Source organism: Sphaerospermopsis sp. LEGE 08334, assembly GCF_015207205.1.
Taxonomy (GTDB): domain Bacteria; phylum Cyanobacteriota; class Cyanobacteriia; order Cyanobacteriales; family Nostocaceae; genus Sphaerospermopsis.
The window spans coordinates 1-12,582 of the sequence record NZ_JADEXH010000006.1 but is presented as its reverse complement, the minus strand read 5'-3'; the positions used below and the strand labels follow the sequence as shown (position 1 = coordinate 12,582).

11 protein-coding genes are annotated in these 12,582 nt (G+C 32.2%); 6 read left to right on the top strand and 5 right to left on the bottom strand.

Annotation, left to right across the window (positions count from 1 at the left end):
* Nucleotides 1-66: 66 nt before the first annotated feature.
* From IQ237_RS04670 to nth, 5 genes are all read left to right on the top strand, one after another.
* A complete protein-coding gene (locus IQ237_RS04670; protein WP_194052865.1) occupies nt 67-303 on the top strand; it encodes a type II toxin-antitoxin system Phd/YefM family antitoxin in 237 nt (78 codons plus the stop codon).
* Nucleotides 297-563: a Txe/YoeB family addiction module toxin gene (locus IQ237_RS04665; protein WP_194052863.1), complete on the top strand. Its 267-nt coding sequence runs from the start codon at nt 297-299 to the stop codon at nt 561-563. Before IQ237_RS04670 ends, IQ237_RS04665 begins: the two co-directional genes overlap by 7 nt.
* A gap of 88 nt (nt 564-651) precedes the next feature.
* Complete coding sequence (locus IQ237_RS04660) at nt 652-1,095, top strand: DUF29 domain-containing protein (protein ID WP_194052861.1); 444 nt, start codon at nt 652-654, stop codon at nt 1,093-1,095.
* Between the two features lie 198 nt (nt 1,096-1,293).
* Nucleotides 1,294-2,388, top strand: a complete 1,095-nt coding sequence (rseP, locus tag IQ237_RS04655) for an RIP metalloprotease RseP (RefSeq protein WP_194052859.1) — start codon at nt 1,294-1,296, stop codon at nt 2,386-2,388.
* 168 nt (nt 2,389-2,556) lie between these two features.
* Complete coding sequence (nth, locus tag IQ237_RS04650; protein ID WP_194052858.1) at nt 2,557-3,216, top strand: endonuclease III; 660 nt, start codon at nt 2,557-2,559, stop codon at nt 3,214-3,216.
* A gap of 140 nt (nt 3,217-3,356) precedes the next feature.
* On the opposite strand, the gene IQ237_RS04645 is transcribed toward nth, so the two are convergent.
* From IQ237_RS04645 to purS, 5 genes are all read right to left on the bottom strand, one after another.
* Nucleotides 3,357-6,980: a helicase gene (locus IQ237_RS04645; protein WP_194052857.1), complete on the bottom strand. Its 3,624-nt coding sequence runs from the start codon at nt 6,978-6,980 to the stop codon at nt 3,357-3,359.
* Between the two features lie 183 nt (nt 6,981-7,163).
* Nucleotides 7,164-10,220: a hypothetical protein gene (locus IQ237_RS04640; RefSeq protein ID WP_194052856.1), complete on the bottom strand. Its 3,057-nt coding sequence runs from the start codon at nt 10,218-10,220 to the stop codon at nt 7,164-7,166.
* 126 nt (nt 10,221-10,346) lie between these two features.
* On the bottom strand, nt 10,347-10,637 hold the full coding sequence (locus IQ237_RS04635; protein WP_194052855.1) for a hypothetical protein: 291 nt from the start codon (nt 10,635-10,637) through the stop codon (nt 10,347-10,349).
* 165 nt (nt 10,638-10,802) lie between these two features.
* Nucleotides 10,803-11,477, bottom strand: coding sequence for a phosphoribosylformylglycinamidine synthase subunit PurQ (gene purQ, locus IQ237_RS04630; protein WP_194052854.1), 675 nt, complete (start codon nt 11,475-11,477; stop codon nt 10,803-10,805).
* 92 nt (nt 11,478-11,569) lie between these two features.
* A complete protein-coding gene (gene purS, locus IQ237_RS04625) occupies nt 11,570-11,848 on the bottom strand; it encodes a phosphoribosylformylglycinamidine synthase subunit PurS (RefSeq protein WP_194052853.1) in 279 nt (92 codons plus the stop codon).
* Nucleotides 11,849-12,160: 312 nt separating this feature from the next.
* Between purS and IQ237_RS04620 the strand changes: the two genes are divergently transcribed.
* Nucleotides 12,161-12,547, top strand: coding sequence for a Fur family transcriptional regulator (locus tag IQ237_RS04620; RefSeq protein WP_194052852.1), 387 nt, complete (start codon nt 12,161-12,163; stop codon nt 12,545-12,547).
* Nucleotides 12,548-12,582 lie beyond the last annotated feature (35 nt).

Genomic DNA, 12,582 nt, shown 5'->3' with positions numbered 1-12,582 from the left:
CTGATTCAGACAAAAAAATAAATTCTATGCTATTATTTATGATAATGTAATCTCAACAAAAAGATTATGATTTCAATTAATCAAGCACAACAACAACTACAGGATTTAATTGATTCAGTCAATCAATCCCATCAACCTATTATTATTGCAGGAGAAAATAGCAACGCAGTTTTATTATCTGAAAGTGACTGGAAATCTATCCAAGAAACTCTATATTTACTTTCTATTCCAGGGATGAGAGAATCAATTAAAGAAGGATTAGCAACACCAATAGAAGAATGTGATGAGGAATTAGAGTGGTAAATTGGAAATTAGTTTATACTAAACAAGCTCAGAAAGATGCTAAAAAATTAGCAGCAAGTAATTTGAAAGATAAAGTGCAAACTTTACTTGATATTATTGCTATTAACCCTTTTCAAAATCCTCCACCTTATGAAAAATTAGTAGGAGATTTAGAAGGTGCGTATTCACGAAGAATTAATATTCAACATCGTTTAGTATATGAAGTGATTGAATCTGAGAATACTATTAAAGTTTTGCGAATGTGGACGCATTATGAGTAGTATATTTGTCAGAATCAGAATATCCAAGATTTTATTTTATGCTCACTAGAGATCAACTTCCTATTGATAAAAGAGAGGAATTTTAATTATGACATTAACATGGGATGAACTGGTATTTCAATCACCATACTTAGCAGTGAAAAAAGCAAAGGAATTGCTAAAGGAGGGAAAAATGGCAGAAGTTGAGCAAATTTTAGATAGTTTAGCAGAGTCAATGGGAAGATCAGAAAAAAGAGCAGTTATTAGTCAATTAACTCGATTGATGTTACATATAATTAAATGGAAATGTCAACCTGAAAAACGTAGTGCTAGTTGGGTAATTTCCATTCGTTCAGCAAGGAGAGAAATTAGTGATAGTCAAGAAGAAATGCCTAGTCTTAATCGAGAGTTTTTAGAGTCTATTTGGGATAAGTGTTTTACATCTGCTAAACAAGATGCTAGGGATGAAATGGGTAAAAAACCAGAAATTACTGCTTTAACTTGGGAGGAGGTTTTTGCAGAAAATTACACAATTTGGGAGGATGAAAAATAAATGAATTATCCTGTAAATTTTCAAATCCTGAACATCCTGATTTAGACAAATTTTGCTCCAAGCTGGGAAACTAGCAAAATCGCCATAATTTGCACTTTTATTAGCAATTGACAATAAATAACACTAAACTTTGTTTCTGAGTCCATTCCCAAACTACAATAAAGATATATATCTCAATATTTTGACTAAATTTGCTCTATGTCAGTTTTAGCAGCGATCGCCGTCTTGGCAATTTTGATCTTAGTACACGAGTTAGGACATTTTATAGCCGCACGTTCTCAAGGTATCTACGCTAACCGTTTTTCTTTGGGTTTTGGTCCCACCCTGTTAAAGTACCAAGGATCACAAACAGAATACACCATCCGCGCTTTCCCCTTGGGTGGTTTTGTTGGTTTTCCCGACGATGATCCAGATAGCGAAATTCCCCCCAATGATCCCAACTTATTGCGGAATCGTCCTATTTTAGATCGGGCGATCGTCATTAGTGCCGGTGTCATAGCAAACTTAATCTTTGCTTATTTTGTTCTCGCTTTGCAAATAGGTATTGTTGGTATTCCCCAAGAATTTCAATATCAACCTGGTGTACTTGTTAAACCTGTTAATGAACAATCAATAGCTTACCAAGCTGGTATTCGCGCAGGTGATATTGTTCTCAGCGTCAATGGTCAAGAACTAACTGCTAGTAAAGATTCTACCTTATTGCTGACCAAAGAAATTCAAACACATCCAAATCAACAACTTAACCTCAAAATTCAGCGTCAAAACGAAGAAATACCTTTGAAATTAACTCCTACAGAAAGTGCTGATGGTAAAGGTTTAGTAGGAATTGAACTAGGACCAAATGGAGAAGCTGTTTATCGTCGTCCCCAAAATCCTATAGAGATTTTCACCGTTGCTGCTGATAGATTCCAGCAATTATTTATTGGTACAATCAAAGGATTTGGACAGCTAATAACCAACTTTCAACAAACAGCAAGTCAAGTTTCAGGACCTGTGAATATTGTGAAAATTGGTGCTAAATTAGCAGCAGATAATAGTGCAAATTTGTTATCTTTTGCGGCAATAATTAGTATTAATTTAGCCATCATCAATATTTTACCTCTCCCTGCTTTAGATGGTGGACAATTAGCTTTTCTTTTGATTGAAGGTTTACTAGGTAAACCCTTACCAGCAAAGATTCAAGAAGGTGTCATGCAAACTGGTTTAGTCCTACTTTTAGGATTAGGTATTTTCTTGATTTTCAAAGAAACTCTGCAACTAGAATTTGTACAACAAATATTCCAGAACTTGTAAGCAAATTTTAGCTTTCATTTCGTTCCCAGTCTCAGACTGGGAATGTGATCCATTTTTATTTTAGATTTTGGATTTTAGATTTTAGATTTTAGATTTAAAATCAAAAACATCAAAATCTTTCACCTAAAAAATTTTCAGTTAATTTTTAATTAAATAAAACTTGTTGATGTGACTACTAAAAAGTTATCCAAAAAGCAACGTACTTTAGAAATTCTCACTCGTCTCCATCGTCTTTATCCTGATGCGACTTGTTCTTTAAATTATGAAACTCCGGTACAATTATTAGTAGCAACAATTCTTTCTGCACAATGCACAGATGAACGAGTGAATAAAGTTACTCCAGCTTTATTTAGTCGTTTTCCTGATGCAGAAAGTTTAGGAAATGCGGATATTTTAGAATTAGAAGAATTAGTTCGTTCCACGGGTTTTTATCGCAATAAAGCGAAAAATATCAAAGCTGCTTGTCGGATGATAGTTGATGATTTTAACTCAGTTGTTCCCAATAAAATGGAAGAATTATTAAAGCTTCCAGGAGTTGCGAGAAAAACTGGAAATGTGGTTTTAGCGCACGCTTATGGTATTAATGCAGGGGTGACTGTAGATACTCATGTGAAGCGGTTAAGTCAGCGTTTGGGGTTAACAAAAAATACTGAACCTATTAATATTGAAAAAGATTTAATGAAATTATTACCTCAACCAGAATGGGAAAATTGGTCTATTAGATTAATATATCATGGTCGTGCAGTTTGTAAAGCGCGTTCTCCCGGTTGTGATGTTTGCGAGTTGGTTGATGTGTGTGCGAAGAATTTATCGAATGCAGATAATTAAATTATAGCTTTAAATATAGGTTGGTTAAAAATAGCGATCGCACAAATTATAATCAATCTTTAATCAATCTAAAATCTAAAATCCAAAATCCTAATAGGATCCCCGATTTCTTGGAGAAGTCGGGGATCTAACCACTAATTTTAATTTTGAGAAAGAATTAAATTAATAACATTTAATTCCTGAGAATTTAACAAATATTTTTCTGTAAACAATTTATTTCTCATTTCCTCCAAACTATAACTTCTAAATACCACAAAAGGAAATTCTTGGTAATTATGTCCTATCGGTAAAATATTACCCACCGGATACAAAGAACGAATATATATAGATAGGATATCTTTAAAACGTTGATCTTCCGGTTCTTCTGGTTTACTATCAAAATATTCTTTCATCACTTCACCACTAATAAATGCAAATAATGGTAAAGCGTAATATTGATCTGTGTGTTGACTTTTTTGAATATAATTCTGAGTTTTCTCCGGTGCATTAATTAATTTTTCTACTAATTCTATTGCATCTTTTACCGCAGAGGTGAGACTTTCGGGATAGATTTGATTTTTACTAATGCTTTTTAAAGTATTCCATAATTCTCTATTTGCATAGTTTTGAATATCTAAAAAACGCATTTGATAAGATTCTTGAATTTTAGGACTGGGTACAATTAATAATCCTCCACTAATATAACCTAATTCTAAAGGTGTAAAATCTAATAACTGATCAAAAGTTTTTGCAACTTCTAAAAATGTATTATTAAAATTTTCCCGAATCTTTAAATAACTCTCTTCGGTATTTTTAGCAACGATAAAATCACCGTCACCCATTAATAATTCTAGTTTGGTGTATGCGTATTTTAAGGAAGTATGACTTTTGTTACGGTTATATTCTTTTTTCAGTTGGGTAATGAGATTTTCGATTTTACTAGAAAAACCCTCTCCCGCAGCAAAAACTGATTTTCCACCGATGGGGATAAGTACAAAATTCTTTCTTCCTATATTACCATAACCTTGAATCCTAGTCATGATAGATGCTTTAAGAATTAGGAGAAGATTTAATAAATTGAGAGAGTTTTCTTTAATAGATATTTCTGGATCATCTTGATAATAAACTGAACGTTCAGCTAAATAAAATGTGACGTATTTATCTTGATTATCTATAATATCATTTCCCCGACCTCTGTAAATAACCTGAATTATTTCCATCAGGTTTTTTTCAATTTCAAATTTCGGAATTTCGACTAAGATATGTTTCGCTTTGGGGAAGGATAAACCGCGACTTCCGGAAGCAGTCATAAATACAACTTTGACGTTTTCTTGATGTTGTTTAATTTCCTGTTTTTCTAATTCTGAAATATTCGCGTGTATTTCTAGGAAGTGGGTATTTTTAACAAAGTTATCTCTTCCTAACTCTGACTGAATTTTATCAATCAGTTCTGATAATTTAGGTTTATTTTGGATGTAAACTATAAATTGTTCAACATCGGATTTTTGGAAGATACTTTTAATATCTGTTAAAATGTTTTCCTGAGATTTTTTCTCTAAATCAGATTTATCTCTTAGTTTAATTCTATCAGTAAAACGACAAGATTCGACAATTATTTGATAATTAATAGTAAGACTTTTTGCAGGATAGGTGTTAGTATTAATAATGATAGCGGGTGAACCTTTAAATGTGAAACTTTCTACAGATAGAGGTTGAATGTTTGATTCTGCTTTTCTAAAATAAACCTTATTTGGTTCGGGGGAAGTATCTTCTAAATGTTGACAAATGACATTTTTATCAACAATAGAAGCATCTGCAACGATGATTTTAGTATTAAAACCATTTTCTGGGTTTGTTAATTTATAAGTTTTAACCATTTTTTTAATTCCCTCTAAAAATTCTACTCCTCCTTCATCTCCGGTAATTTCATCTATCATAATAAATAGATGTTTGATGCGACGGGATATATTTCGCATTTTTTCAGGAAATACTTTCTCGTCACTTTTTCTGTATGCGTCTTGAAAGATTTTTTCTAAATGTTGTAAAGTATCACCATAGTCTGTTTTTTTCAAAGACTGGGTAGAAGCGGTTGCAATAATTTGATTAGATTTTTGATATTTGATGAGGTAATATAAACCTTCACAAATACTCTGTAAAACTCCTTTATTTTTTGTTCCTGTATCTTGAAAAGTATCATCTGTAATTTGTTGCAGTCTATCTTGACGTTGTGATTTTCTCTCAATATTTTCACTGTTGAGAAAATGCACATTTCCTAAAGTAAAATCTTCTTGATATTGGTTTGATGTATAAGCAACCGAGAGTTTACCACCATTGTCTTGAATCAAATTACTGTGAGTATTGATAGCAAAAATTTGCTCATTTACTAATCTTCCAGTTTTGCGATCTTTGAATTTTTCAATGATGTCAAGATTGACTTGTTTCCGGGGACTGACGTATAATAAAAGGAAACCATCATTTTGATATTGAGTGAGAAAATCAACAATAGCAGTAGTTTTTCCGATTCCGGGATTTCCTGTTAAGAAAATGTAGGTATTTTCAGAAAGTAGATATCTTGTAATTAGTTGGTTGTGCGCTTGTCTAAAATTGGGATTTCCAGTTAAATTTAAACTAGAAATTAACTCAGATGGTACGGGAGAAACAGAGTTATAAAAGTCGGTGATCGTTTCTGTATGACGTGGTAAAATATTGATGGTATTAGGAGTAATGTTGAGGAGAGAGTCAACCAGTTTTTTACCTTGTTGAAAACTGCGATATGCGTTAATTTGGATTTTTTGTAAAACGCGATAACGTGCGTCGCTAATTTCTTCTTCTGTTTTGTAATTTTGTTGATAAATTTGATGACAAATTTCAAAAAGTTGGATATTATTTCCGGGAATAGAGATAGTATTAAAATAGCGATCGCTATATCCCACTGCATTACAAACCAACTTAGAAACATCAGGAAGAATAGAATTTTCTGATAATTTTTCTTGTAAAAACTGACAGAAACTATAAATATAACTACCCGCTTGAATTAATTTAGCACTTTCTTTATCCTTAGATTTAAAAGCGGTGAAATATTCCTTTAAACCGGGAGAAAAATCTAAACCCAAAGATTCAGTATCAATACGCAACTTAGAAAACACACTTTTAGAACGTAAATAATTGATATCTCGTAATAACAAACCTCTAATAATTTCCACATAATCAATATTTTGTAAATCATCATTAGTGTGAATAGAAAATACCGACAAGTCAAGACATAAAACCCGGTAATTATTTTTATATTTCAACAACATTAAACTATCTGCATTAAGAAAATCACCACCTTGTTTATAATTTTGAATATCCCCAGAAGTGACATTTACATTTTTAAACTGAGAGAGAACATTTTTAAACCATTGTATTTCATCAACTTCATGAGTACCAATACTATTTTCACCATTAAACCGACATTGAAAATAAATAACTTCCAAATTTTGCAAGTTTGCTTTTTCACGACATCCCAGAGATTTAAGATACTCCCGAAAGAAATTTAACCCACACAAAAAACCCTTCTGTACAAAAAACTGACACCAAGTTTCTGCAATTTCTCTTTCTAACTTACCAACAACCTTCTTCACAATATTTTTTGTAATTTCTGCAAACTTGAGATTTTGCAACTCCTGACTATACAAATCACCAAAATAATTTTTAATATTATTCTTATGGATATAAGACAAAATCCCAATATTAAAACCCATTTCAAACAATCTTCCCAAATCATCCGCTATTTGTGCAGTCATATTTTACTCCTTGTCAAAACCCTCAAAAACCTCTTCTCTTCGTGTTCTTCGTGTCTACCCTTCGGGAACTGCTTCGCAGAACGTGGTTCGTTATTATATAAATCATATCCCCGACTTCTGTGATTATCTAGTAAATAAATGATAAATTTATCTGAGAAGTTGGGGATATAAACCATTTCATTTTTATTTTTCCTTACCTAATAATATTGATTTAACGTGAGTTAAAAAAGCGAGAGAATTAAACTCTCCCTTACCTCTAATATGTGGAAAAATTGCAGATTTACTAACTGATTCATCCCCGATTAAATGCTGATATGGATCTAACTTTAATTGTAATTTACCTGATTTTTCATAACGGGAAAAATGGAACAAAGTTAAACATTGCAAAATTTCATTTTTTAACTGACTGTCATCATACATTAACCCTTCTTTGATATCTTTATCATCTAAAATTCCCTGATAAATATTTAACAAAGTCGCATAAGACATGACTCCATGATAATTAACATCCTTAGCAACTTCTAAACCATTAAATAAATTAAAGAAAATCACAGATTGTTTATGTTGATCCTCCGCTAAATTGGTAAGTTCTAAGGTATCCTGAATATATAAAGATGTAGCTTTGGGAGTTTCAAATTTTACTGCATAGTATTTTTCAAAAAACATCGGATAAATTTTGATGTCATGTCTTTCTTTTTTGAATGATTTAATCACATTCTCTGACATGAAAAACAATTCTTCTTTTTTATCTACTTGGGTAATATGTAATGTACTACTGTAGGGAACTTTTGCAATATAAATAAAGTGTCTGTACCCTCTTTGATAAAGTTTGTCTACGTTATCAACTACAACCGTAGGATATTCAAACATTTTTTGATGATCGTCGTAGTTTTCTGAGAAGGTTTTAAATAGTTGCACTCTTGCGGTTTTGTTTTCTGTTTCTAAAGTGATAATTTCACCCATTAAGTTAGATTTTTTATCTTTTATATTCCACCGACTATCACTTTCTCGACTGGAAACAACAATGATCGCAAGTTTTTTAAGTTCCTGAAATGTAAACTTATCAGTGGGTGCAAAGGTAAAATTTTTGGGAAATACAGAATATAATGAACTGAGAGAATTAGGAATTGTAAATTTTAAATTGCTAGTTTTAGTAATAACTATTCCCTGTTCATTGCTGCGATATCTTTCATTCAATAGATGGGATAATACCTTAGTTAAGGAAACGATAAATTTCTCTATAGGTGCGTTATCTGTTTTTTCTTTCAGGTGTATTCTAAACAGAGGAATAAATGGTTTTCCATCTTTTAATATTTGTCTTTCTAAAATAACATGAAGACAAAGATACGTAAGTAAACTATAGGTAATTTTGTAAATAAATTCTTGATGTTCTTCTAGTTTGTCGTTTTCCGAACGATGGGGAAATACTAATAAGTTACGATGTTGTAAGTGTTTCTGATAAAAATTACCCCCTTCTTTCATTGCTAAAAATATGACGGGTAAAACTCCTACTCCTGGAGTCAGATCATATTTCATATCAAAGGTTTCTTTTTCTTCTGTCTCTAAAAAATGAATTTCACTAATACTGATGTTTCCAGGAAGGGTTATCAGTAAGTTGTCTTGTGTGGTTGCGTCTCCTAAGTTGATGTATTTTAAACAGTCTTTAAAATTGCTCCGCAATGCTTCTTTAAATATGGTTTGTCTTTCGTTGATGGTGTCAATATCGGTTTCTAAAATGCTGTTTTTCACAGAAATGTGTACGGGATAATTTCTCACCGGAAATGGTGTTTTATATTTAATTAATTCGGTGAGAGATTTTTTTAATGTTTTTATTTTTTCTGCAACTTTTAATGTATCAAAACCTTTGATCCAACTTCTAAAAAGTTTCCGTTTTGCTTCGTCGTCATTACCTCTCAATATGGGTAAGACGTTTTTTTCTAATGTCTCTATGGGATTATATTCTAAATCACTTGCAAGATTTGGCCGTGATGCAAAGATGAAATAATATAAAAATCCGATTTTCAAGATTTTATTGACAAATGTGAATTTCGTTGATTCATTTGCAAGTTCTTTTTTGTGAGGATCACTATCTGGATCTAACAGGTTGAGATGATAGTCAAAAGCTGTTTTTCCTCTATCATTTTGCACTTTACCTTTTAATGTTTTTTCTCCATCATTTTGCACTTTACCGTTTAATTTTAACTTTAATCCAAAGGTAAACTCTATATCTTCTAGATTTGGATTTTCTGCTTCTCCTAAATAACCTTCGATGATGGGAATTATTGGTAATATATCATAAGCTTCACTGCGGGAAAATATGGTTTGATAATTAACCGATATTCCCCCATAGTTAACTTGATATTCTCCATCTGCTTTATTACTATCGTTAATGTAATCTTCTAATAGTTTCAATCTTCTAATTAAATCTTCTAAGTATATTTTACCTTGATTTTTGTCATCAATTTGTTCTAATAAATATTCTAAATATCTGATTTTAGCTAGTTTTTTCAGTTTTCCTAATGTTTCTTGGTTAACAAGGTTTTGTAAACTGTAAATATCGGAGTTGGTGTTTTTCTCTAGGTTTTCAATTATATATCCTAAATCTTCTCGATCTTCTGTGTTAGCATCTGCAAATGTGATATCAAGATAATTGTTTATCCCTGTTAATAAGGTAGCGTTAAAATCACGGGGTTTATCTATGTGAATTTTGACTTTATGCGCTTTTAGTAGTTGTTTGTTTTTGTTTCTTTCGTCTTTTTTAACTGTTAATCTCTGTTTTTGTAAATCTTTCGCTTCTTTAAATGGATAGGTGAAGTCTAAAAGAATTTCCTTGGTATCTTTATCTCGGTTATATTCTCCTTGAAATTCCTGCAAACCTAAAATAAGACTTTTGATAAAAGTGAATCTATCTATTTGATGATCACCAGTTTTTGTGGTAATTTCTCTTTGTAGATGAGATTGAATATAAACTACAATCTGTTTAATTTTCTCTCTGAATAAATCTTCAGTACCAGGAATAAAATTCAAAGTTGCTGAACGTAATATCCTTTCGTTTCCTAATGGGTTATGAGGAGTTAACTTAATAACTTCATTAACTACATCATTAATATTGATCATCACCTTTTTTCTATCAGCAGAAATTGTGAATATCTGCTTATTTTGTAAAACTTGGACAATTTTATTTAATAAATCAGTGTAATCTACATTTGCTAAGTCTGGATTTATTGCTATTTTATTCATTTCTACCTTTACTTGTGGTTGTTAATATTACAACACCCTTTATATTAAATCTTTAAAACTTAACAAGTCAATACGTAAAAATAATGAAATAGAAAAAAATCAGGAAACATCAGATCCCGGACTTCTTTAAGAGGTCCTTACAGATTCATCAAAAATTCTCATTTGTTCTGGAGTAAAATCATTCAGCATTCCTGAGACTAAATGTAAAGATAAAATTCTTTTAATTCGTTTCTTTAATTCTTCCTCAGAAATATTATTCACATCCACAACTTTCACGGGATTGAAAGTATCTTTCATCACTGCTATCATTTCCTCTCTATCCAGATTTTCTTGATACAGATGATTGTTGTCAATTAAATGATTCACAATTTCTGTTAATCTTTGATAATTGGATTGCTGGTAAATACTTTGAGTCATGATATCATCTCCTAATAATCAAGGAACTATTTGATAAAATCTAACTTGTTCTAAATACTAATTATAGTATTTTTTATAGTATTTTTAATTCATATAAAAAACCAATAAAAAACCAAATCCCCGATTTCTTCAACAAGTCGGGGATCTATGATTTGATGTTTACAATTAAACTAACGCTGCAACTTTACCTAACAAACCCGTAAATAAGCGCAAACCATCAGTATTACCTAATGCTTTATCTGCTGCACGTTCAGGATGTGGCATCATTCCTAACACATTACCTTGCAAATTGCAAATCCCTGCAATATTATTTAATGATCCGTTAGGATTATTTTCGTGATAACGAAATACCACTTGTCCGTTATCTTCAATTGCTGCTAAAGTGTCTTTATCTGCGTAAAATCTCCCTTCTCCGTGGGCAATGGGTAAAGTAATCACCTCTCCCTCAGTATAACCATGAGTCCAAGGTAAATTATTACGCTCAACTTTTAAGGGAGAGCGATCGCAAATAAAATGTAAGTTCTCATTTCTCGTTAACGCACCAGGTAACAAACCAGCCTCAGTTAATACCTGAAACCCGTTACAAATACCGATGACAAATTTACCTTGTTGTGAATGATTAACCACTTCCCGCATCACAGGAGAAAAACGAGCGATCGCCCCACAACGCAAATAATCACCGTAACTAAAGCCCCCAGGGACTATAATTACATCTATATCACTAATATCAGTCTCTTGATGCCAAACCATCCGCGTTGGTTGTCCGAGTAAGTCTCTAGTCACATACGCAGAATCACGGTCACAATTAGAACCGGGAAAAACTAAAACACCGAATTTCATAAATAAGGGAATAGGGAATAGGGAATAGGTGACAGGTGATAAGTGACAGGTGACAGTAAAGAAGTTTTTACCAATTACCAATTACCCATTACCTAAAAAACACCAGTTTGAGATTCTACTTCAATCAAATCAAAACGATAATTTTCGATCACAGTATTTGCTAACAGTTCCTCACACATATTTTTCACATCTTGATTTGCTGTAGCTTCCTCTGGTGCAATCGTTGTTAATTCAATATATTTACCAATTCTGACTTGTTCAACAGTTTCATGTCCCATTTGTTTTAAGCTAGTTTGTACGGCTACACCAGCAGGATCTAAAACAGAAGGCCGAAGAGTCACGAAAATTTTAGCTAAATACTTCCTTTGCATGAGGGGGGTAACTTTTGCTGAATGGTGCGATCGCTATCCTATACCTTTTATGTTCCAACTGAGTGAAAATATAGTAAGTGACAGGGAACAGGAGACAGGTGACAGAGCTAAAATTCTTTTATGGTCTGAGTTTTTTGCCATCAGCTTATGTCCTCGTCGCTGTCCGTTGTCACAATATCACAGACTGTTTAAACTTAATCTATTATGTTACGCAATCAAAAAACCTCATATCAGATATACTAAGTTAAAACCGTCATATATAATACAAAAATTTTATTATTTTCCCACGCAAATCTAAAAGCCAAAATTCCTATGAAAGCTATACGTACTCGCAGTCAAGACAGAATTTTAAACCTATTAAAAAACATTAAACAAGGTATTTCCGCGCAAGACATATACATAGAACTACGTAACCTAAATCAAAGCATGGGTTTAGCCACAGTTTACCGTTCCCTAGAAGCTTTGAAACTCGAAGGTAAAGTACAGGTGAGAACTTTATCTAATGGTGAGGCTTTGTATAGTTTAACCCAACAAGATAAACATCACCTCACCTGTTTACAATGTGGTATTTCCATACCTATCCATCAATGTCCAGTCCATGAACTAGAAAACGAGTTACAAACCAGCCATAAATTTAAAGTATTTTACCACACCCTAGAGTTTTTCGGATTGTGTAATAATTGTCAAAGTAGTCATTAGTCATTAGTCATTAGTCATTAGTTATTGGGTTATGA

What these genes read in the sequence shown, in the direction of transcription:
- IQ237_RS04620 (WP_194052852.1), top strand. Translation starts at nt 12,161, where the DNA reads ATGAAAGCTATACGTACTCGCAGTCAAGACAGAATTTTAAACCTATTA.
- IQ237_RS04645 (WP_194052857.1), bottom strand. Translation starts at nt 6,980, where the DNA reads ATGACTGCACAAATAGCGGATGATTTGGGAAGATTGTTTGAAATGGGT.
- rseP (WP_194052859.1), top strand. Translation starts at nt 1,294, where the DNA reads ATGTCAGTTTTAGCAGCGATCGCCGTCTTGGCAATTTTGATCTTAGTA.
- IQ237_RS04640 (WP_194052856.1), bottom strand. Translation starts at nt 10,220, where the DNA reads ATGAATAAAATAGCAATAAATCCAGACTTAGCAAATGTAGATTACACT.
- IQ237_RS04670 (WP_194052865.1), top strand. Translation starts at nt 67, where the DNA reads ATGATTTCAATTAATCAAGCACAACAACAACTACAGGATTTAATTGAT.
- IQ237_RS04635 (WP_194052855.1), bottom strand. Translation starts at nt 10,637, where the DNA reads ATGACTCAAAGTATTTACCAGCAATCCAATTATCAAAGATTAACAGAA.
- IQ237_RS04660 (WP_194052861.1), top strand. Translation starts at nt 652, where the DNA reads ATGACATTAACATGGGATGAACTGGTATTTCAATCACCATACTTAGCA.
- purQ (WP_194052854.1), bottom strand. Translation starts at nt 11,477, where the DNA reads ATGAAATTCGGTGTTTTAGTTTTTCCCGGTTCTAATTGTGACCGTGAT.
- purS (WP_194052853.1), bottom strand. Translation starts at nt 11,848, where the DNA reads ATGCAAAGGAAGTATTTAGCTAAAATTTTCGTGACTCTTCGGCCTTCT.